The organism is Rhodococcus sp. 06-1474-1B, assembly GCF_002258885.1.
Lineage (GTDB): Bacteria > Actinomycetota > Actinomycetes > Mycobacteriales > Mycobacteriaceae > Rhodococcoides > Rhodococcoides fascians.
On record NZ_NOYR01000027.1, the window covers coordinates 222,056 to 242,269 of the forward strand.

General features: G+C 65.8%; 18 protein-coding genes. 7 read left to right on the forward strand and 11 right to left on the reverse strand.

Annotated features, from left to right (window positions below; all coding sequences use genetic code 11):
• Positions 1-4: 4 nt before the first annotated feature.
• Genes CH266_RS16245 through CH266_RS16255 form a run of 3 tightly spaced genes read right to left on the reverse strand, consistent with a single transcriptional unit; the run spans position 5 to position 3,732 of the window.
• Positions 5-1,129: a sugar ABC transporter substrate-binding protein gene (locus CH266_RS16245; RefSeq protein ID WP_032369185.1), complete on the reverse strand. Its 1,125-nt coding sequence runs from the start codon at positions 1,127-1,129 to the stop codon at positions 5-7.
• 19 nt (positions 1,130-1,148) lie between these two features.
• A complete protein-coding gene (locus CH266_RS16250) occupies positions 1,149-2,177 on the reverse strand; it encodes an ABC transporter permease (protein WP_052053442.1) in 1,029 nt (342 codons plus the stop codon).
• 10 nt (positions 2,178-2,187) lie between these two features.
• On the reverse strand, positions 2,188-3,732 hold the full coding sequence (locus CH266_RS16255) for a sugar ABC transporter ATP-binding protein (RefSeq protein ID WP_094715714.1): 1,545 nt from the start codon (positions 3,730-3,732) through the stop codon (positions 2,188-2,190).
• Positions 3,733-3,959: 227 nt separating this feature from the next.
• Here CH266_RS16255 and CH266_RS16265 point away from each other — a divergent pair, with 227 nt between their 5' ends.
• Positions 3,960-4,448, forward strand: a complete 489-nt coding sequence (locus CH266_RS16265; RefSeq protein WP_032381487.1) for a VOC family protein — start codon at positions 3,960-3,962, stop codon at positions 4,446-4,448.
• 21 nt (positions 4,449-4,469) lie between these two features.
• On the opposite strand, the gene CH266_RS16270 is transcribed toward CH266_RS16265, so the two are convergent.
• On the reverse strand, positions 4,470-4,943 hold the full coding sequence (locus CH266_RS16270; protein WP_032381486.1) for a nuclear transport factor 2 family protein: 474 nt from the start codon (positions 4,941-4,943) through the stop codon (positions 4,470-4,472).
• Between the two features lies 1 nt (position 4,944).
• The gene (locus tag CH266_RS16275) at positions 4,945-6,387 is read right to left on the reverse strand and encodes an aldehyde dehydrogenase family protein (RefSeq protein ID WP_032369189.1); all 1,443 of its coding nucleotides are present in this window, start codon (positions 6,385-6,387) and stop codon (positions 4,945-4,947) included.
• Positions 6,388-6,629: 242 nt separating this feature from the next.
• Between CH266_RS16275 and CH266_RS16280 the strand changes: the two genes are divergently transcribed.
• The 3 genes from CH266_RS16280 to CH266_RS16290 are packed head-to-tail and all read left to right on the forward strand — an operon-like array spanning position 6,630 to position 10,878.
• Positions 6,630-7,256: a hypothetical protein gene (locus tag CH266_RS16280; RefSeq protein WP_032369190.1), complete on the forward strand. Its 627-nt coding sequence runs from the start codon at positions 6,630-6,632 to the stop codon at positions 7,254-7,256.
• 41 nt (positions 7,257-7,297) lie between these two features.
• Complete coding sequence (locus tag CH266_RS16285) at positions 7,298-9,796, forward strand: putative PEP-binding protein (RefSeq protein ID WP_230598285.1); 2,499 nt, start codon at positions 7,298-7,300, stop codon at positions 9,794-9,796.
• An 11-nt stretch (positions 9,797-9,807) separates the two neighbouring features.
• Entirely contained in the window at positions 9,808-10,878 is a 1,071-nt protein-coding gene (locus CH266_RS16290; RefSeq protein WP_032381560.1) for an acyl-CoA dehydrogenase family protein, read from the forward strand.
• A 6-nt stretch (positions 10,879-10,884) separates the two neighbouring features.
• Here CH266_RS16290 and CH266_RS16295 read toward each other — a convergent pair whose 3' ends face one another.
• The 6 genes from CH266_RS16295 to CH266_RS25650 are packed head-to-tail and all read right to left on the reverse strand — an operon-like array spanning position 10,885 to position 17,270.
• Positions 10,885-12,135: an acyl-CoA dehydrogenase family protein gene (locus CH266_RS16295; RefSeq protein ID WP_032391849.1), complete on the reverse strand. Its 1,251-nt coding sequence runs from the start codon at positions 12,133-12,135 to the stop codon at positions 10,885-10,887.
• A 13-nt stretch (positions 12,136-12,148) separates the two neighbouring features.
• The gene (locus tag CH266_RS16300) at positions 12,149-13,303 is read right to left on the reverse strand and encodes a thiolase family protein (RefSeq protein WP_094715715.1); all 1,155 of its coding nucleotides are present in this window, start codon (positions 13,301-13,303) and stop codon (positions 12,149-12,151) included.
• A complete protein-coding gene (locus tag CH266_RS16305; protein ID WP_032391848.1) occupies positions 13,300-13,680 on the reverse strand; it encodes a Zn-ribbon domain-containing OB-fold protein in 381 nt (126 codons plus the stop codon). The genes CH266_RS16300 and CH266_RS16305 overlap by 4 nt, the downstream gene beginning before the upstream one ends.
• 35 nt (positions 13,681-13,715) lie before the next feature.
• On the reverse strand, positions 13,716-15,179 hold the full coding sequence (locus CH266_RS16310; RefSeq protein WP_094715716.1) for a 2-oxo acid dehydrogenase subunit E2: 1,464 nt from the start codon (positions 15,177-15,179) through the stop codon (positions 13,716-13,718).
• A gap of 3 nt (positions 15,180-15,182) precedes the next feature.
• Positions 15,183-16,220, reverse strand: a complete 1,038-nt coding sequence (locus CH266_RS25645) for an alpha-ketoacid dehydrogenase subunit beta (protein ID WP_217901005.1) — start codon at positions 16,218-16,220, stop codon at positions 15,183-15,185.
• Positions 16,221-16,241: 21 nt separating this feature from the next.
• A complete protein-coding gene (locus CH266_RS25650; protein WP_230591693.1) occupies positions 16,242-17,270 on the reverse strand; it encodes a thiamine pyrophosphate-dependent dehydrogenase E1 component subunit alpha in 1,029 nt (342 codons plus the stop codon).
• A gap of 161 nt (positions 17,271-17,431) precedes the next feature.
• Between CH266_RS25650 and CH266_RS16320 the strand changes: the two genes are divergently transcribed.
• Genes CH266_RS16320 through CH266_RS16330 form a run of 3 tightly spaced genes read left to right on the forward strand, consistent with a single transcriptional unit; the run spans position 17,432 to position 20,211 of the window.
• A complete protein-coding gene (locus tag CH266_RS16320; RefSeq protein WP_052053440.1) occupies positions 17,432-18,976 on the forward strand; it encodes an AMP-binding protein in 1,545 nt (514 codons plus the stop codon).
• Positions 18,977-19,015: 39 nt separating this feature from the next.
• Positions 19,016-19,615 (forward strand): histidine phosphatase family protein, encoded by a 600-nt coding sequence (locus CH266_RS16325; protein ID WP_032369197.1) that lies wholly within the window; start codon positions 19,016-19,018, stop codon positions 19,613-19,615.
• Positions 19,612-20,211 (forward strand): histidine phosphatase family protein, encoded by a 600-nt coding sequence (locus CH266_RS16330; protein WP_032369198.1) that lies wholly within the window; start codon positions 19,612-19,614, stop codon positions 20,209-20,211. The genes CH266_RS16325 and CH266_RS16330 overlap by 4 nt, the downstream gene beginning before the upstream one ends.
• Positions 20,212-20,214 lie beyond the last annotated feature (3 nt).

The following is a 20,214-nucleotide window of genomic DNA, read 5'->3' on the forward strand; positions in this document are numbered from 1 at the left end:
GAATCTACTTCTTCCAGAGCGTCTTGAACTGATCCTGGTAGTCGGCGACACCCACGTAGTAACCGGTCTCCTCGTCGAGCACCGCCGCCTCGATGTTGTCTTTGTTCAGCAACTGAGTCGGCATGAACGCCGCGTCCGCTTCGGCGACATCGTCACCGTTGAACTGGCGGGCCAACGTGTCGAGCACACGCCAGCCGAGAATCTGGACCGGGAAACCTACCCACACACTGTTGTCGCCGTCCTTCAGCGACTGCAGGTTGTCCGGCGTCGGCGTCTGACCGGCGAACGTGACCTGATCCTGCAGGCTCGCTCCGCGCAGTGCCGCATCGACACCGAGGACGAGGTCCCCGAAGGAGAAGACCGCGTAGTTGATGGTCGGGTCACGCTGGAGCGTGCTGACGACGCTCTGCGGGGTCTTGGTTCCGAGATCGGTGACCTGCTGGTTGACGAGCTGAACCTTGCAGTCCGGGCACTGACTTTCCAGCTGCGCGGTGAAGGCATCGGTGAAGACGTTGAGGATCGAGTAGTCGGTGATCGAGAAGATCGCGACATTGGCCTCACCGTTGCTGTCCGCTACCACCTGACTGGCCACCATCCTGCCCCACTCCTGCACCTGCGCATCGCCGTCGAGAGCGGTGGAGATGACACCCGGAACCGGCTCTCCCGCAATGCTGTCCGCAACCACCGGAATGCCGGCGGCCTCGGCCGAGGCGATCTGCTTCGACAGCATCGTCAACGGTGTGCCGGAGATGTGGATGGCGTCCGGCTTCAGGGCAATGGCCTGATCCATGGCCTTCGGTGCCGCTTCGGCGTCGGTACCCATCAGAACACGCTGGTATCGCCACCCGAGTACGTCGGCGGCCTGTTGAATGGCGTCGTTCTTGGCGCTGGAGATGGGCTGGGGCGTCTCGATACTGATGACGTACTTGCCCTCCTCCGGTGCCTTGCTCAACGGCGTGGTCAGCACGAGATCGGTAGGTGCGGCCTCGTACTGGTCGGCGACCGCCTGCGCACCGGCGACGTCTGCCGCCTCGCCGGTGGTCGTGTCCTCCGAGCTGCTGCAGCCGGTCAGGACCAGGCTCGCGGCGGCAATGCCGGCCAACGCCTTCGTCCAAGTAGTGGTTTTCACGTGAGTTCCTTTCGAAGAACTAATTGCGGCGAGCGGTCCGCGCGGCGAGCGCGACGGCGACGATGAGGGCGAGTCCGTTGAAGAGGTCGTTGACGAAGCTGGGTGCGCCGGCCAGTTGCAGGCCCTTCACGCCGGTGGCGAGAAGGTAGATGGCGATCAGCGTGCCGAGTACGTTGACGCGGCCGGCGCGGATCTGGGTGGAGCCGAGGAATACGGCGGAGAAGGCGGGAAGCAGGTACGACGGCCCGATATCGGGCGCGGCGGTGCCCAGCTTGGCAGCCAGCACCACCCCGGTGAGCGCAGCGATCGTTGCCGAAGTCATCAAGGCACCGAACATGATTCGTTCGACACGCAATCCGGCGAGTCGTGCTGCCTGACGATTGCCGCCGGTGGCGTACAGGTAGCGGCCCAACGGTGTCTTCTCGAGCAGGACGTACATCACCGCAGCGACGGCGATCATGTAGAAGAACGGCAGCGGCAGGCCGAGGAAGGGCTTGCTGCCCATGTCGAGGAAGCCGTCGGTGAAGCCCTCGGTGATCTGCTTTCCGTCGGTCACCCAGTACGTTCCGGCCAGCAGGATGCTCGACATACCGAGGGTCGCGATGAACGAGTCGACGTGCAGTTTGACCACGACGAAGCCGTTGACGGCACCGATCAGCGCGCCGCACAGCAGGGTGGTGACGATGGCGACAGGCGTACTGATGCCCTGAGAGAGTTGGTAGGACACCATCGCGACCGAGAACCCCATGACGCCGGCGATGGACAGGTCGAACACACCCGCGGCCAACGGCACGATGAGGCCGATGGCCAAGATGGCGGTGATCGCTTGATCACCGGCGACGATGCGAAAGTTGCCCTGGGTCATGAAGGTGTCGGGAATCCAGATCGCGAACAGCACGATGATGGCGACCCACACGTACAGACCGCTGAAGCGATCGAGTCCGAGTGAGAACGTGCGCCCCTTGGTTCGGGCACCCGCGCCGTCGCTTCCGCCCGATGGTGGGCTCGCGGGCGCGGCCGCCGCTTCTTCGTGGGATTGTGTTGTCATGGTGATCCTTTCACCGAGTCCGAGTGCCGGCGAGGGACGCGGCGGGAGCAGGTTTCTTCAACGTGGAGGCGGTCAGCCGATCGGGGTCGATCCGGGGCCGCGAGAATTCGTCGACAACACGGCCGACGGACAGCACGATCACCCGGTCGCAGAGTCGGGTGAGCTCGCCGTGGTCCGTGGACACCACCAGTACCGCTGCGCCGGCCTGAGCGGCGGCGTCCACAAGAGCGTGAATGTCGGCCTTCGCGCCGATGTCGACGCCCTGTGTGGGCTCGTCGAGGAGAAGCACTCGGGGATTGCGACGCAGCCACCGCGCGAGCACGACCTTCTGTTGGTTGCCGCCGCTGAGGGTGCTCAGATGTCGTTCGGTATCACCCGTGGGCCGCACTCCGAGACGTTCGAGCCAGTGCGCCACATCGGATTTCTCACGCTTGACGCGCACCAGACCGCCCTTGGCGAAACCCCACGGATCGGCAACCGACACGTTCTCTCGCAACGACGCTGTTGCGAACGCTGCGTTGGACAGGCGTTCGGCCGGCACACAGCCGATACCCGCCGACATCGCCAGGTCCGGGCGACCTTGTTCGACGGTCTTCCCGTCCACGGTAATCGTGCCGCCGCGGGTCTCCGCACCGAAGAGCGCGGGCACTATCTGCTCTCGACCGGAGCCGGTGATGCCGGCGATGCCGAGTACTTCACCGGAACGAATCGAGAAACTGAATTCTTCCATTGCGCCACAGGACAAGTCGACGATCTGCAGAACGGGGACACCGAGGGAGTCGGTGGTCTCCTCCGGCTCGGCGAGGAACTCCTCGACGCGGCGGCCGATCATCAGTTCGACGAGACCGGATTCGTCGAGACCGTCGAGGGCCCTCGTGGTCACGATCTTGCCGTCTCGCATGACCGTCACACTGTCGCAGAGCGAGAAGATCTCGTTCAGGTGATGCGAGACGAACAGCACGGCCACCCCGCGGTCGCGGATTCGACGGACCAGATCGAACAACCGGACCGCCTCTGCAGCAGGGAGATTGGCGGTGGGTTCGTCGAGTACCAGCACACGGGCCTCACCCGAGCGATCCTGGACCGCACGGGCGATGGCCAGCATGGTGCGTTCGCTCATGGTCAACGCCCCGGCGAGCTTGTCGAGGGCGAGGTCGACACCCAGCTCGGCCAGAGCCGCCTTGGCCCGAGCACGCTCCGCCTTGAAGTCGATGGTGCCGATGGCGGTGGTCTTGTATCCGTGTCCGAGCGCGAGGTTGTCGACCACGTCGAGGCTCTCGACCAGTCCGAGTTCCTGGTGAACGAAGCGAAGACCGGCCGCCTCGCCGCTGCCCGGAATGCCGAGATGCAGCTCGTCACCGCAGACCGCAATCGATGCGCCGTCGTCTGGATCGTGATAGCCGGCAAGCACTTTGATGAGAGTGGACTTGCCGCACCCGTTCTGTCCGACCAGTCCGCGGATCTCGCCGGGTGCGAGGAGAAGTTCGACGTCGTCGAGTGCCCGATGACCGCCGAAGGTCTTGGAGAGACCGCTGATGCTCAGCGCATCTGTCATGGAATCCTACCTACGTGAGGTGAGTAACTTGAATGCTGCTGTTGTTATCTACGTCATACTCAACTATGTACATGAATAAGTCCAGCATTCCGAGGAAGTTCGTTTTGTGCACTGACGTGCCAAAACAGAACGCATTCGAGTGGCGTTGGCACGGAAACCGGCCTTCCGCGCCGGCGGAGTATTTATAGTCGATGCCAAGTTGGCCGAGGTCTCCGAAGGAGAAGCCCATGAGCGAGTATCAGCTGGGCAGCGTCGTACAGATCGCCTACATGGTCGATGACGCACGGGAGGCGGCCGCGGACTTCTCGTCCCGCACCGGAGCAGGGCCGTTCTTCGTCCGGCACAACCCCGGAGCGTTCGATCACACCTCGGCCTACGGCCAGTGGGGGCGCACCCAGATCGAATTGGTGCAGACCCATGCGGCAACTCCACCGGAGTTCGCGGAGACCACGACGGCACGACACTGCGTTCACCACGTCGCGATCATGGTGAACTCGTTCGCCGAGCAGCAACGCATCTTCACCGAAAGCGGCTGGCCCGCACTGTTTTCTTCGACCACGCCGAACGGAAACAGCTTTGCGTTCCACGATGCCCGCGGCGAACTGGGACATCTCGTCGAGATCTACGAACCGCGGCCGAGCATTCTGGCGTTGTACCGTCGCGTCGCCGACGCCGCCACGAACTGGGACGGCACCGACCCGGTTCGTGACCTGTGACGGCGGTCGGTGCCGAACCGGTCAGACGTCTGCGAGCAAGGCGGCCGCACGTTCTCGGGCCATGGCCAGAATCTGCGGGTTCCCCGAGTTCCACAGCACCGTCAGTTGCTTCTTGCAGATCTTCCACTCACCGTCGACCCGCCGAAGCGAATCGGTGTAGTAGCCGCCGATGGTGAACATCGCGTCCCCGCCCGTGTTGGGGAGCACGTGCTCCGCGCGCACGTACGAGATGACCGTTCCGCTGTCGCCGTCGACGGTGATGTCGAGATTGGACAGAAAGTGCTGCGACGCTGCGAGTCCCGGAAAGAGCATCCGCCCTCGCTGCACCCAGTCGTCCGCCGTGAACGGACCACCGTTGCCCGCGCGGTAGCTCGTGTAGTCGATCTCGATGTCGTCGGTGAACACCGACCGGTACATAGCCCAGTCCCGCAGATCGATTCCGCGCGCGAAGCGGGCCATGAGCTTCGTGATCTCCCGATGATCGTCGGCACTCATGTCACGTCGCCTTCGCGGGCAGCTGCAGCGAAACCGTCTCGAAGTACTCGTCGAGGCCGTCCGGCCCGAGCTCACGGCCGATTCCCGATTTCTTGAAGCCACCGAACGGTGCGGCCGCGTTGAACCGGCCACCGTTGACGGAGACCTGGCCCGTGCGCAACCGGCGAGCGATGGCGATCGCGGCGTCGTCGTCGCCGGCGAACACCGCTCCCGAGAGTCCGTAGTCGGAGTCGTTCGCGATCTCGACCGCGTCGTCGATGCCGTCGTAGGTGATCACGGTGAGGACGGGACCGAACACCTCTTCGCGCGCGATCGCGGACGTGTTGTCCACGCGGGAGACCACAGTCGGGCGCACGAAGAATCCCGATCGCAGATCCGCGTCGAGTCCCTGGACGTCGCCGGGTCCACCGACCAGGAAGACCGCGCCCTGCGGCACCTCTGCCAGATGTTTCAGCACGGACTGCTGCTGTTCCTGCGACGCCATCGGTCCGATGTCCACCGACTCGTCGAGAGGGTCGCCGACCGTCTGCGACCCCACGAGTTCCACCAGCTTCTTCTCCACCTCGTCGATGCGCTCGGCGGGAACCAGCAATCGTGTGGTGGCAGTGCATGTCTGACCGTTGTTGACGTAGCAGCCCCGAACTGCTGCGGTGATCGCGGCGTCCAGGTCGGCGTCGGGAGCGACGATGAATGCGGACTTGCCGCCGAGCTCCAGGGTCACTTTCTTGATTCCGGCTGCAGCTACCTGTCCGACGCGGGCACCGGCCGAAGTCGAACCGGTGAGGCTCACCAGGTCGACGTCCGGATGGCCGGCCAATCGCTCCCCGACCCGGCCGCCCGCACCGGTCACGATGTTCAGCACGCCCGGCGGCAGCCCGGCCGAGTGGGCGATCTCGGCGACGACGAACGCCGCCAGCGGCGCGACGCTGCTGGGTTTGACCACGGTGGTGCAACCAGCCGCGATCGCAGGTGCCACCTTGGCTGCCAGCTGATAGAGCGGGTAGTTCCACGGGGTGATCGCTCCGACGACGCCGATACCCACCTTGATGATCAGCGACGTACCTCGGCGCTCCTCGAGCGAGATGCCCTCGAGGGTGTCGGCCATCGATCGGAAGATCGTGACGCCCAGTCCGACCTGCACGGTCCGCGACCGCGCAATGGGCGTACCGACTTCGCGCGCCATCATCTCGGCGAGCTCGGTCTCACGCTCGACGAGCCCGTCGGCGATCTGCCGCAGCACTCTCACGCGTTCGGCGATCGTCGACTGGGACCATTCGCCGAAGGCGGAACGCGCTGCGGCGACGGCGTCGTCGACATCGGATTCGGTGCCGGCCGGTACCCGAGCCAGCAGCTGTCCCGTTGCCGCTTCCAGCACGTCGATCGTTCCACCGCCTGACGACGGAACCCATTTACCGCCGATGTAGAGCTCGTGCCGGTCGTTCATTCGAAGCCTCACTTCGTCTGCTGTACGGCCGAGTGGCGGCCATCACAATCACCCTATCGATGTTAGACGACTTGTTGTCAAGTAACTACGTCGAGCCAAGTCTGTACATAGTTAGCTGTTGTTTCTTGACATCCACTACTAATTGGGTAGGTTATGAGCACCGTCACAGTCCCCTGACAGCGAGTGCCAGATCACTCGCCGATGACCGTCCCGACAGGGACCGGAGAAGAACGAGGAACACCATGAACGACCTCGCGATCAACACGTCCGCACCGACCGTCGTCACGAGCGAGTTGGTCGATCTGGTGGTCAAGGGCATGGTCCGCGGCCCGATCACGCCCGAACTGCAGGCAGTGGTCGACGCCGGAGATGCCGTCGCGAAGGGACCCGTCGTCATGCCGACACAGGCCGGTATCGCCCACGCGGGAGCGCAGGTTCGCCTCCCCGAGGGCAGCGACGAGGCCAGGGCCGTCACCGACCTGCTCCATGTCTTCCTTCCGGTCAACCGTCGCCTGCGCGAACTGTGCACCGCATGGCAGTGCCGCCCCGACGGCTCCGCAAACGACCATTCGGACGCGCAGTACGACGCGAAGATCCGCGATCAGCTCGAAGACATTCACACCGACGTGGCCAAGATGCTCCGCCGGTCGGCCAAGCAGTGTCCCCCGCTCCTGGACTACCGCGAGCGACTCGTCGTGGCGCTCGAGCGCTTCGACAACGGCGACACCGCGTCTCTTACGTCGCCTCTGACCGACGGTTACCACACCGTGTGGATGTGGCTGCATCAGCACGTTCTCATGATGCTGGGCATGACCCGGGCCGAGGACGAGGCCCTCGAAGAGAAGCTTGTATCCGGTAGCCCAGAATGACCGTGTCCGACAACGTCATTCATGCTTCGACACGAGCGGCTGTGCCATACGGTCAGGGCCGGGCCCGGGGACTCGGTGCCGACGTACTGGGTGTTCACGGTGTGGAGATGGACAATCTCGTGGCGCTCGGGTTGCCGGTGGTGCCGGGGCTGACCGTGCCGATCGGGTCCGGTACCGGACTCGAGAACCGCGAGACCGCCTCCACTGCAATCGATCTGCTCGAAAAGCTGGCAGTCCGCGGAATCTGGCCCGAGGTTCGTACCGAACGCAGGCCCATGTTGATGCATCTGCGCTGCAGTGCTCCGGTGGCAGTGTCCGCGCTGCCGCCCGCCATCTCGGTCATCGGCCTGTCGAGCCGCAACATCGACGCACTCGTCGAGGTGATCGGACGAGAGCGCGACATCTACGACTCCTGGGCTGCCAACCTTCGGTTCGTCGCCGAGGGCGCGTTGGAGATCGACACCGACGATCTCGATGACCTCGACGACGACCACCCCGACAGCCGCGCTCGCGTACCGGCTCTTCTCGAGTTGATCGAGAAGTCCACCGGTGCAGCGTTTCCCACGGATCCTGCCGAACAGCTCGGCCTCGCCGCGAAAGCCATGCTCGCCCGCTGGGCCTCTCCACGCGGACAGCGGGCGCGCAAAGCCCTGTCTTTGCCGGGCGACCTGGGAATCGCTCTCCACGTTCGCGCCCTACGGCTCGGTTCCTGGGACGAGTCCGGATACGGGTCGGCGATCAGTCGCGACCTGGAGAGCGGAAAATACGCGCCTCACGGCGTCTTTCATCTCGGAGTTCGCCGGGCCGACCCCAACCCCGGTCCGGGCGCACCGCTCACCCACACTCCCGGTGGCGTGCAGATTCTCGACCAGATCTTCGCCACGCTCGAGCCGCATCTCCGCGCGGTCGCCGAAGTGGAGTTCGAGGTCCGCGACCGCCAACTCGCACTGCTCAGCGCCGGCGCGCTGGAACACCCGGGCCCACGTGCGGTCACCAATCTTGCCGTCGATCTCGCCACCGGTCAGTCGATCGGACGCAGCGAGGCCGTCCGCATGCTCGAACCCGATCTGATGCAGGACCTCCTCCACGCCCAGCTCACGCTCAGCGGCCGGGAACAACTACTCGCCCATGGTCTTCCCGCGTCGCCGGGCGCAGCGATCGGCGAGATCGCCCTGTCGAGCGAGCGGGCCCTCCGGCTCGCCGCCGAAGGCAAGAACGTCATCCTGGTCGCGTCGGAGACCAGCCCGGCAGATGTCCCCGCCCTGCTCGCCGCGACCGCGGTGATCACGTCCAACGGTGGATTGGCGTCGCATGCGGCTGTCGTCGCGCGCGGCGCAGGCCGTCCGGCCGTGTGCGGGGCGACGACACTACGCATCGACCTCGGTGCCGCCACCGTGACGTCCGACGGCATCACCCTGTCCGAGGGTGACACAGTGTCCGTCAACGGCCGAACCGGCGACGTCTACGCAGGTGCCGTGCCGATCCGGCCCGCGGAACCATCGCCGGAGCTCGAGGTGTTACTCGGGTGGGCGGACGAGATCCGTGAACTGGGTGTGCGCACCAACGCCGACAACGCCGAAGACGCCGCGACCGCGTTCCGTCTCGGTGCCGAGGGAATCGGGCTGTGCCGCACCGAACATCAATTCCTGGGTGATCAACTGCCGCTGGTGCAGCGGCTCGTTCTCGCCGAGAGCGAAGCCGAGGAGATCGAGGCGATCGCTGCTCTGACGGCGGCTCAGCAATCGGACTTCACCGAACTGCTGCGCGTCGTGGGCGACAGGCCCATCACCGTCCGGCTCCTCGATGCACCGCTGCACGAATTTCTGCCGTCGGACGGGCACTACCGAGACGATGCCCAGGCCGAACGAGCTGCTGCCACACACGAGTCGAACCCGATGCTCGGTTTACGCGGGGTGCGCTTCGCCATGGTGCAGACCCGCCTCTACCCCGCACAGGCGGAAGCATTGTTCCGCGCATGGGTCACGGTGAATGCCGAGGGACTCACGCCTGCACTCGAAGTCATGATCCCGCTGGTGTCTCTGCCAGGGGAGCTGACCGAGGCCATCGCACAGGTGCACCGCGCCGCCGAGACGGTCGCCGCGGACACCGGGGTCACGGTTCCCTATCTCGTCGGCAGCATGATCGAGACTCCGCGGGCTGCGCTGCTCGCGGCACCATTGGCCGCCGAGGCGCAATTTCTCTCGTTCGGCACCAACGATCTGACCCAGCTGACGTACGGATTCTCGCGAGACGATGTCGAGAAGACGATGCTCGCGCACTACCTCGAGCACGGACTGCTGACCGACAGTCCGTTCGCGGTACTCGACCGTGACGGGGTCGGTGCCCTGGTCTCCCTGGCCGCAGACAATGCGCGCTCCGTGCGCCCCGACGTCAAGTTGGGCGTCTGCGGTGAGCACGGAGGCGACCCGGAGTCCATCGCGTTCCTCGATTCGGTCGGGCTGCATTACGTCTCGTGTTCCCCCAGGCGTGTTCCCGTGGCCCGATTGGCGGCTGCGCACGCAGCTCTCGACGGTAAGTGAGCACAGCCGGCGTGAGTACCGAACTCGACGACCTGCGCGCCGCTGTGCGTGGTGCGGCGGCCGATCTCGGTGGACCCGATCTGTGCCGCTCGCTCGATTCCGCGGGCCCGGGTTGGGATGCCGACGCATGGTCGGTCATGGCGGGTCAGATCGGGGTCGCCGGCTTGGGACTGCCCGAATCCTGCGGCGGCCTCGGCGGTCTGGCCGAACTCGCCGTGGCCGCCGAAGAAATCGGTGCCGGACTGCTTCCGATCCCGTTACTGTCGACGATCCTCGCCGGACAGGTGCTCGTCCACGCCGCCGGTGCCGACGACGTGATCACGGACATCGCCGAGGGCCGACCGGCGGCGTTCGCGGGACTCGACAGGCGTGGCTGGTGGTCGCCCGGCCACGAGACTTTCACCGCCACCGAGACTGGTGCCGGGTGGTCTCTGTCCGGCCACGCACCGGCTGTCCTCGGTGCCGCCGGAGCTCGGTGGCTCGTGGCCGTAGCCCACACGTCGGACGGTCCCGACGTCTTCGTCGTGGACACTGCCGCAACGAAACCCGCGGTCATACCGCTGCGAACTCTCGACCTGTCGCGAGCGCAGGCCGCACTGACCCTTTCGAGTACACCGGCCCGGCGGCTGACAATCGGGGGAAGCGCCTCGGCTGCCGTCGGCCCCGCGCTGGACGTGGCCTGCATCGTGCTGGCCGCCGAGCAACTCGGTGGCGCTCAGGTGAGCCTCGATCGCACCGCCGCTTACGCAAAGGAACGACGCCAGTTCGGGCGGGCCATCGGCAGCTTCCAAGCCGTCAAGCACACGCTCGCCGACATGCTGATTCTCGTGGAGTCCTGCCGATCGGCAGTGGTTCGCGCGGTCGAGGCCACCAACCTCACCGAGGCAGGCGCGGTGGCGCAGGCGTGGTGTTCGGACGCCTACCGGACCGTGACCGCCGAAGCCGTACAACTGCACGGAGGTGTCGGCTTCACGTGGGAACACCACTGCCATCTGTATTTTCGGCGAGCCCGCGCCGACGCTCAGCTCTTCGGCGGGGCCGCGTTCCATCGGGAACGGCTCGCCACTTCTCTCGCCTGGTGACAGCGTTCAGCGCTTGTCGCGCTGGGACCACGGCTGGTCGCGGTTCTCCCGCGGCTCCGGGGGCAACCCGAGAACCCGCTCGCCGATGACGTTGCGCTGGATCTGATCGGTACCACCTGCGAGCCGGTAACCCGGGCTTCCCAGTAAGTGTTCGGTCCACGCGAAGCGGTCGTCGTCGACTGCAGCGGTGATCTCGGTACCCAGCAGGTCCGCCGCGATCTCGCCGATCTTGCCCAGAACGTCCGACGCCATCAGTTTGCCGACCGATGCTGCCGGCCCGGGAGAAACACCCGCCGCAGCGGCGCGGGCAACCCGATCTGCGGTGGCCGCCCGCAGTTCCGATCGGATGTACACGTCCGCGAGGTTCTGCCGTACCAACGGATCGTTCGCGGCCCCGAGAGATTTTGCCAGCGAGATCAATTCGGCCACCGAGCCACCCTTCTTGCGCGTCACCGATCCGGAGGCAGTGCGTTCGAAGGCCAGCGTGGCATTGGCTACCTTCCACCCTTGACCCACCTCACCGAGACGCATGCTGTCCGGCACCCGAACCTCGTGGAGGAACACCTCGTTGAACGAGGATCCTCCACTCATTTGTCGAATCGGGCGAATTTCGACGCCCGCGAGGTCGAGGGGAACCAGAAACGCCGTGATGCCCTTGTGTTTCGGTGCATCCGGATCGGTGCGGGCCAGGAGCATCCCGAGATCGGCGAAGCGCGCTCCGGAAGACCACACCTTCTGCCCGTCGAACACCCAGTCGTCGCCGCGGCGGACGCCGCGACACCCCAGTGCCGCCAAGTCCGATCCGGCGCCGGGCTCGCTGAACAACTGGCACGCGAGGAGGTCGGTGCGGAGCAACGGGTTTGCGTAGGCACGCCGCTGATCGTCACTTCCGAACATCGCCACCGCAGGTCCGACGAGACCCGTTGTGACGCTGATCAGTTCAGTGGACGGCGGTACGTCGAATTCACGCTCTGCCTGCGCTATGGCCGAGGCGTAGGACGCGGGCAGTCCGCGACCGCCGTGCTCGACGGACAGGGTAACCGCGCCGTAGCCGGCGTCGAACCGTTGTCTGCGGTACTGCCGGGCGGCGTCGAGCAACGAAATTTCGTCCTCGTCGGACAAGTTGCGGAAGACGGCGAGGTCGGGCCGGTCCTGCGGTGACGGCGCCGGTCGAGGCGGAAGGATCGAGCCCAGCCACGAGCGCACGTCCGCCTGAAAGTCGGTCAGTTCGAAGTTGCTATCGAAACCCGTTGTCACAATTGACCTTTCGTCATTCCGCAGTCAGGACGGTGCACGCCGACAACCCGGGTGCGCCGTAGACGTGGGTGAAGCCGACCGTCGGACGGCCCGGCACCTGATTGCCCTCTGCCCGGCCCTGCAATTGTCGAACGACCTCGTGTACCTGACGCAGCCCCGACGCGCCTATCGGCTCGCCGCCCGCCAAGCACCCGCCGTCGGTATTGATCGGCATGGAGCCGTCGTGGTGTGTGGCACCGGAGTCGAGCAACTTCGCCTGCTCCCCGTGCTCGCACAGACCTGTCTCCGCCATGTGAATGATCTCGGAGCCGGAGTCCGTGTCCTGCAACTGCGCCACGTGGACGTCGCCGGGTTCGAGGCCGGCAGCGGCGAACGCCGCCGCGGCCGCATCGATGCTCGGGCTGTGTATCGGACGGGGAGAGAGCCATGGCGAGAACACCTCGAACGATCCGGACCGCCGGGTGCGCACCTCCACCGCAGCAAGCCGAATCGGTCTGTCGCACAGGTCGTGTGCTCGGTCGCCGCGTGCGAGAACGAGTGCCACACCGCCCTCACCCGGCGAACAGAACATGTATCGCGTGAGCGGGTCGTTGACCATGGCGGATGCGCGGACCTGCTCGGCGGTGAGTTCTTGTCGCCGCCACGCCATGGGATGTGCCGCCCCGTTGGCGAAGGCGCGCTCGGACACTGCTGCCAGCGCGGACTCGTCCAGCCCGTGCTCGTGGAAATACCGGCGAGTCTTCATCGCGAAGTACTGAGTGGTGACCATCATGCCGGTCCGGGCGTACCAGGGGTCGAGACCGTAGGCGGCCGGGTCCGACGCGAACGCACCGCGCGGGTGTTTGTCGAAGCCGACCACCGCCACCACGTTCGCGCGGCGTGCGGTCAGCATGTCGGTGGCGGTTGCCAGCGCCACTCCCCCTGTGGCACAACCGTTCTTGACAGTGGTGAACGGGATTCCGGTCAGCCCGAGACGGGAGACCAGCGAGTCCGGCTTTCCAGAGACGTTGCTGCCCCCGACGGCGGCGTCGACGTCGGACCACTCGAGTCCGGCGTCGGCCAGGCCGGCGCGCAGCGCGTACTCACCCATGTCCAGGCCCGAGACCCCGTCGTGCCGACCGAAGGCGTGCATGCCGGCCCCGATGATGTAGATACCGTCGTCGCTCATCGCTCGACCTTCTCGAAGGCGAACGTGACCTCGGTGTCGCTCACCGAAAGCAACCGCAATTCGACCTGGTCACCTATCGCGACAGCGCCGATGATGCGGGACTCCACCAGCACGCCGCCGAGATCCACGTAACCGACGACGAACGGTTCGAACCCCGACGGCGGCTCCTCGAACGGGGGCTTCGGCGCGAATGCCTGGGTGGTCCAGGTCCAGACCGTCCCTCGTGTCGGAAGCGCGCGCCGCGACACCGCGGTACCGGCGCACCCCGGGCACCGTGCCGCCGACGGAAACGCGACGACCTCGCAGTCGTCGCACGCACTTCCGGCCAGCACAGGTGGATCGAGGTGCACGAACAACCTGTCGTGAACCGGAATCATGCGGGAAGGCCGAGGCCGGTCGACGTCATTCTGCGCTACCCGGCGAGCAAGGTGAGTGGTCGGGCGAGGATCTCACCGAGCGTGCGGAGATACTCGGCTGCGGGAGCGCCGTCCACCGCTCGATGATCGAACGTCAGGCTCAGCGTCATTACCTGCGTCTTCACCGGAGTGTCTCCTTCCCAACGGAATCCGTCCTTGACCCGGCCGACACCGAGGATGGCGACGTTGCCCGGATTGACCACCGGAGTGAAGAAGTCGACACCGTAGGCACCGAGTGTGCTGACCGAGAACGTCGCACCCTCCATATCCGTCAGCGCCAGCTTCCCCGTCCGGGCGGCGGTGGCAACCGCACCGGTTCGGCGGGTGATCGCGGCGAGCGTCAGCGCGTCGGCGTTGCGGACAACCGGAACCACGAGTCCTCCGTCGACTGCGACCGCGATCCCGATGTTGATCTCCTCGAACAGTGTCACCTTGTCGTCGGCGATCCCGGCGTTCAGTATCGGATGCTGCTGCAACGCCAGGGCGGCCGCTTTGACGACGAAGTCGTTCAAACTGGGCGGTTTCGAGCCGGTCTGCGCGCTCTCGGTCTTGAGTTGTGCGCGAACGGCAACGAGCGCAGTCACGTCCACCTCGTAACCGTGGGTGAGCTGCGCCATCGTGTGGAGGCTGTCGACCATGTTGCGGGCGATCGCGCCGCGCATACCCGAAAGCGGGATGACGTCACCGGGCTGCGGGCCGGAGACACGAGCGGGCATCGGCGCTGAGGAAGTCGAAACATGCTGTGGCGCAACCGTGTTATCCACGTCGGCTGTGGTGACGCGGCCACCGACCCCGGTGCCGACGAGCTGGGTCAGGTCGACACCGAGCTCGGCGGCCCGGCGACGTACCAGCGGGCCGACGAACTGTTCGGCCGCACTGTTCGGCTCGGAGACGCTGGACTCGGACATGATCGTCGGCTCGGATGCCACGCTCAGGGGTGCCGGAGATGCGGGTGCCGGAGATGCGGGTAGCTCAGATGCGGGAGCCGGGGATGCGGCGAGGAACTCCTCGACGTCTTCGGAAACGATGCGCCCACCGGGGCCGGTGCCCCGTACGGCAGCGAGGTCGACGTTCGACGCCGCAGCGACGCGACGGGCGTTCGGCGACGACTTGAGTCGAGTGCCGTCGGCCGGAACCGGTGCTGCCGCGGGAGCCACGGCCGATGTGGTGTCGTCGACGGCGGCGGCGTCCGTCGCGGGGGCGGCCCCGTTCGGTGCCTGCTCTCCTTCACCGAGGAGCCAGCCGATCACCGCGCCGACCGGAAGGACGTCGCCGGCCTTCGCGGTGGTGGCGAGAATACCTTCGGCTTCGGCTTCCACGTCGACATCGACCTTGTCGGTCTCGAGACGCAGGAGCACGTCACCGAGGCCGATGCGCTGGCCCGCCTCGGCCACCCATTCCCCGATGACGCCTTCCTGCATGGTGAGACCCAGCTTCGGAAGCACAATCTGCTGAGCCACTTCTCAGTTCCTTTCGAGCAGGCGGCGGGCTCCGGCGACTATGCGGTCGGCGTCGGGCACGTAGGCCTTTTCGAGCGGGGTGCTGAACGGCACGGGGGTGAACGGCGCGCCGACACGCAGGACCGGTGCGTCGAGGTAGTCGAACGCTTCTTCCTGGATCTGCGCGGCCACTTCGGCACCGATGCCACCGAACGTGACGGCCTCGTGTACCACGAGGATGCGGTTGGTCTTCGAGGCCGATTTCACGATAGTGGCGGTGTCGAGAGGCTGCACCGATCGCGGGTCCACGACCTCGACCGAGACTCCGGATTCGGCGAGAATGTCAGCGGCCTTCAGTGCCTCGGTAACCATGCGACCGAAGGCGACGACGGTGATGTCGTCACCCTCACGCGGAATCGCGGCCTGACCGATGGGGATCGAGTAGATCTCCTCCGGCACCTCGGCGCGCGCTCCGAGGAGCACCTTGTTCAGCATGAACACGACAGGATTGTCGTCGCGTACGGCGGAGACCATCAGGCCCTTGGCGTCGTACGCGTTGGACGGCATCAACACCTTCAGTCCCGGGGTGTGGGCCAGCCAGGCTTCGAGCGACTGCGAATGCTGCGCACCCGCGCTCACGCCTGCGCCGTAGGCGACCGCGATGACCATCGGGACCTTGACCTCGCCGCCGTACATGAACTTCACTTTGGCGGCCTGGTTCACCACCTGGTCGAGGGCGACGGCCAGGAAGTCCATGAACATGATATCGACGACGGGACGCAGCCCTCGCGCCGCCGCACCGACGCCGAGACCGATGAGACCCATCTCGGCGATCGGCGTGTCGACCATGCGCCGCGGCCCGAACTCGTCGAGAAGCCCGTCGTACATGTGGAAGACGCCGCCGTACCCGGCCACGTCCTCGCCGATGACGAAGACGTCCTCGTTCTCACGCATGGTTTGCGCGACAGCCTCGTTGTACGCCTTGACATAAGTGGTGACGCGAGCCGTCGAGGACTCGGCCGGAGTGGTCGTGTTCGGAGATGTTTCTGTTGCAGTGGACATCGTTTCAGCCTTTTCGGTTCTTCAGTCGCTGTAGACGTTGAGGGCGAAGTCGGCCACGTCCGGGAATGGACTGGCCTCGGCGAAGCTCACGGATTCTGCGATGTCCGCGTCCACTTCAGCCCAGACGGTGGCGAACTCGGATTCGGTCACCAGGCCTTCCGAGACGGCCCGGGCTTCGAGGAGTTTGATGGCGTCGCGTTCCTTCCACGCCTCGACCTCTTCCTGAGTGCGGTAGGTCTTGCGAAGTCCCTTCACGCCCTGGTGGTCGTAGTAGCGGTAGGTCTTGGCCTCCACCAGAGTGGGTCCACCGCCGTTGCGGGCCCGTTCGACCGCACGCCCGACGGCGGCACGCACCGCGATCGCATCCATGCCGTCGCAGATTTCGCTGGGAAATCCGTAGGCCGGTGCGCGATCGGCGACGTTCTCGAGCTTCATGTGATCCCGCAGTGCGGTGAATTCCGCGTATCCGTTGTTCTCGCAGACGAATACGACCGGGAGTTCGAGGATGCCGGCCATGTTCGCGGCCTCGTGGAACGCGCCGATGTTGCTGGCCCCGTCACCGAAGAACGGGATGGCGACGGAGTCCTCGCCGCGGTACTTGGCGGCGAACGCGGCCCCGACGGCGATCGGGATACCGCCGCCGACGATGCCGTTCGCGCCGAGCATTCCGATGGACAGGTCGTTGATGTGCATCGAGCCACCACGACCCTTGCAATATCCGTCGACGCGGCCGAAGAGTTCGGCGAACATCTCGCGGAACTGTGCACCCTTCGCGACGGCGTGACCGTGTCCGCGGTGTGTCGAGGAGATTTGATCGGTGTCCCGAAGGTTGCTCATCGCACCGGCTGCGACGGCTTCCTGGCCGACGTAGAGGTGCAGGAACCCGGGCAGCTTGCCGCCTTCCATCAGTCGGCCGGCCTCGGTCTCGAATTGCCTGATCCGAACCATGCGCCGGTGCAAATCCAGCAGGATCTCCCGGCTCGGTGTCGGATCGTTGGATCCGATGGGCTCGACGGCCTCACGGGTTGGGTCGGTCGCGGTCGAAGTCACCACGTACACCTCTTCTCTGGTCCGAACGATGCAACGAGCATTACGGCGGGGACTTTGTTTACGTCTTCTACAGTATGGCTGCAACAGTAGCCGAATGTAAGTAGAATCACTATAAAGTTACTATTGCACATCCGAGGACCGGACCGTTGAAGGAGTGAGCCATGCTCGACCTGATCAGGGACCGAGCGACGGCCGACCCGCACGGCCTGGCTCTGGTGGACGACCGTAGAGCGATGACCTGGATAGACGTCGCCACCACCGTCGATGCCCTGGGCGAGAGACTGATCGCCATCGCACCGAACTCGGACGAACGCGTCGCGGTGATCGGAGAGAACACCGTCGAGACTCTGCTGGCGCACGTAGCCGGGATCCGGCGCGGTGTCGGTACGGTAGCCGTCTCCCGACAGCTCAAGCCCGATGAAATGGCCGACCAGCTGCTGGACTCCGGGTCCGTGGCGGTGGTGACGGGGCCACTCGGTCTGATGTCGTCCCTCGAAGCGGGCCTCGAGGTAGGACTTCGGGCAGTGATCATCCACAATGCCGACGCCTTCGGCGGCGTCGACTGGTCCGAGTTCGTCGCGCCGAGTGTAGACGTGCCCGCGTCGGCACCTGCACCCGAACGCCCGGCCCGACCACCGCTGGTCTACACCTCCGGCACCACCGGCCGCGCCCGGGGTACGCAGGTGCGCTGGTTGCCCGCTCCCGCCGAGACCGCCGCGGACTTCGTCGACGCGGTGTCCGCCCGGTCCGGCTATCCCGCCGGCGTCCACCTCGTCGTCGGACCGCTGCAGCACAACGGCCCGTTGACCGCGATACGCCATCTGCTCTCCGGCCGGCCCGTGGTGGTGATGGGCCGCTTCGACGCCGAACGCACGTTGGAGCTGATCGACCGTCACCGGGTCACGTCGACACTGATGGTTCCCACGCACTTCCAGCGTCTGCTGGGACTCGACGATCGCGTCCGCTCGCGCCACGACGTCTCCTCACTGGAGTACGTCGCGCACACGGGTTCGGCGTGCCCTCAGGACGTGAAGCGTTCGATGATCGACTGGTTCGGTCCGGTACTCGTCGAGTCGTACGGCGGTAGCGAAATCGGGTCGGTGTGCAAGATCGACTCGATGGAGTGGCTCGAGCACCCACGGTCGGTGGGCCGAGCGGTCCCGCCGTTCGAAGCCGTCGTCGTCGGATCCGACGGAGTCGAGCTGGGCCGCGGAGAGGTGGGGGTGCTCGGGTTCCGAACCCCGCCCGAGCGCGGCGTCGTCTTCCACGCCGATCCCGAAAAGACAGCAGCTGCTTACATTTTGCCGGGCGTCGCAACCCTCGGCGACGTAGGTTACGTGGACGACGACGGGTACGTGTTCATCACCGATCGAGTGGCCGACATGGTGGTCTCCGGTGGCGTGAACCTATATCCCGCAGAAAGCGAGCGAGTTCTGTCGACGTACCCCGCCGTCGAGGAAGTCGCAGTGATCGGCGTGCCGAACGACGACCTGGGCGAAGCCTTGCTGGCCCTTGTGGTGGCGCGGCCCGGCACCTCGCTGGACGTGGACGAACTCGCCCGCTTCGCGAGAAACTCGATGGCCTCCTACAAATGCCCGAAGAACTACGTCGTGGTCGACGAACTGAGCCGCAACGCCATGGGCAAGCTCGACAAGAAAGCCATGCGAGCTCCGTATTGGAGCACCGAACGCACGATCGCCGGCTGACGCCGGTACTCCCGAAGTCCGCTCCGCTGAAAGGTAGTCATGATCGAGGTTCTTCTGGTCCGACACGGCCGACCCGTATCGCGGGTGCGCAATCCCGAGTTGTCCCCCGAAGGCATCGCGGATGCCCGCAAGCTCGCGACGTGGCTGCGACACGAGAAGATCGACGCGATCGTTGCCAGTCCCCTGGTTCGGGCCCGGCAGACGGCGGAAGAGCTTGCGGCAGGCCTGGATCGGGAGCTCGATCTGGTGATCGAGGACCTACGCGAGTGGGACGACGACATCAGCCCCGAGGACTACATGGCCGTCGAGGACATGGCGCCCGACGATGCTCGACTGCGCGCGGTAGCCGACGGCCGGTTCGAGGAGTACGTTCCTGCCCTCGATCTGCCGAAATTTCGCGCCCGCGCTCGGTCGGCTCTCGATCAGGTCTTCGACCGGTATCCCTCCGGGCGGGTCGTGGTGGTGGCGCACGGCGGCATCATCAATGCCGTCGTCGCCGACATCCTCGAGATGCCGAAGACGTTCTGGCACAACCCCGCATACACCTCGATCGCGCGCGTGCAGAAGTTGGACTCCGGCGTGATCGTTGTCGATTCCCTCAACGACACCGCACATCTGCGCGGCACGGTGACCGCATGACGCAGGACACGCTCGCCACGGCGAGCCGGGTGATTCTGGTGCGGCACGGTCTTCCTGGAGAGGAGGGCGCGGCCGATCCCGGACTCGGGGACGCCGGAAACGGCCAGGCCCAGCGCCTCGGTGCCTGGCTGCGCGGGGAACCGGTGGCGCAGGTGGTGTCGAGTCACTACAAGCGCGCCCACCAGACGGCGTTATTGGCGGCGGAACCACACGGACTCGACGTTCTCGTCGACGAGCGGTTCCGGGAATGGGACAGCGACCGCACCAGTTACGCCACCCCGGAGGCCATCGCCGACACACCTCAGGGTCGAGCATTCGCCGAAGGCCGGTTCGAGGATTTCGTTCCGAAGTACGACAAAGCCGAAGTCGCGCAGCGAATGCGCGCTGCGGTCCTCGACGCGACGCGGCGGGCACCGGGTCAGCTGACCGTGGTGGCCTCGCACGGCGGTGCCATCAACACGCTGTTGTCCGACATCCTGCAGGCGCCGTCACCGTTCTTCTTCAACCCCGGATACACGTCGATGAGCCGCATCGCGGTGCTGCGCTCGGAGCGCTTCGTCATCGAATCGGTCAACGATACGGGTCATCTCCGCTGAGCC

Excerpts from the sequence above, each read along its gene's own strand:
- CH266_RS16265 (WP_032381487.1), top strand. The coding sequence starts at position 3,960 with ATGAGCGAGTATCAGCTGGGCAGCGTCGTACAGATCGCCTACATGGTC.
- CH266_RS16255 (WP_094715714.1), bottom strand. The coding sequence starts at position 3,732 with ATGACAGATGCGCTGAGCATCAGCGGTCTCTCCAAGACCTTCGGCGGT.
- CH266_RS16300 (WP_094715715.1), bottom strand. The coding sequence starts at position 13,303 with ATGAGCGACGACGGTATCTACATCATCGGGGCCGGCATGCACGCCTTC.
- CH266_RS16275 (WP_032369189.1), bottom strand. The coding sequence starts at position 6,387 with ATGAACGACCGGCACGAGCTCTACATCGGCGGTAAATGGGTTCCGTCG.
- CH266_RS16325 (WP_032369197.1), top strand. The coding sequence starts at position 19,016 with ATGATCGAGGTTCTTCTGGTCCGACACGGCCGACCCGTATCGCGGGTG.
- CH266_RS16280 (WP_032369190.1), top strand. The coding sequence starts at position 6,630 with ATGAACGACCTCGCGATCAACACGTCCGCACCGACCGTCGTCACGAGC.
- CH266_RS16330 (WP_032369198.1), top strand. The coding sequence starts at position 19,612 with ATGACGCAGGACACGCTCGCCACGGCGAGCCGGGTGATTCTGGTGCGG.
- CH266_RS16270 (WP_032381486.1), bottom strand. The coding sequence starts at position 4,943 with ATGAGTGCCGACGATCATCGGGAGATCACGAAGCTCATGGCCCGCTTC.
- CH266_RS16250 (WP_052053442.1), bottom strand. The coding sequence starts at position 2,177 with ATGACAACACAATCCCACGAAGAAGCGGCGGCCGCGCCCGCGAGCCCA.
- CH266_RS25645 (WP_217901005.1), bottom strand. The coding sequence starts at position 16,220 with ATGTCCACTGCAACAGAAACATCTCCGAACACGACCACTCCGGCCGAG.
- CH266_RS16320 (WP_052053440.1), top strand. The coding sequence starts at position 17,432 with ATGCTCGACCTGATCAGGGACCGAGCGACGGCCGACCCGCACGGCCTG.
- CH266_RS16305 (WP_032391848.1), bottom strand. The coding sequence starts at position 13,680 with ATGATTCCGGTTCACGACAGGTTGTTCGTGCACCTCGATCCACCTGTG.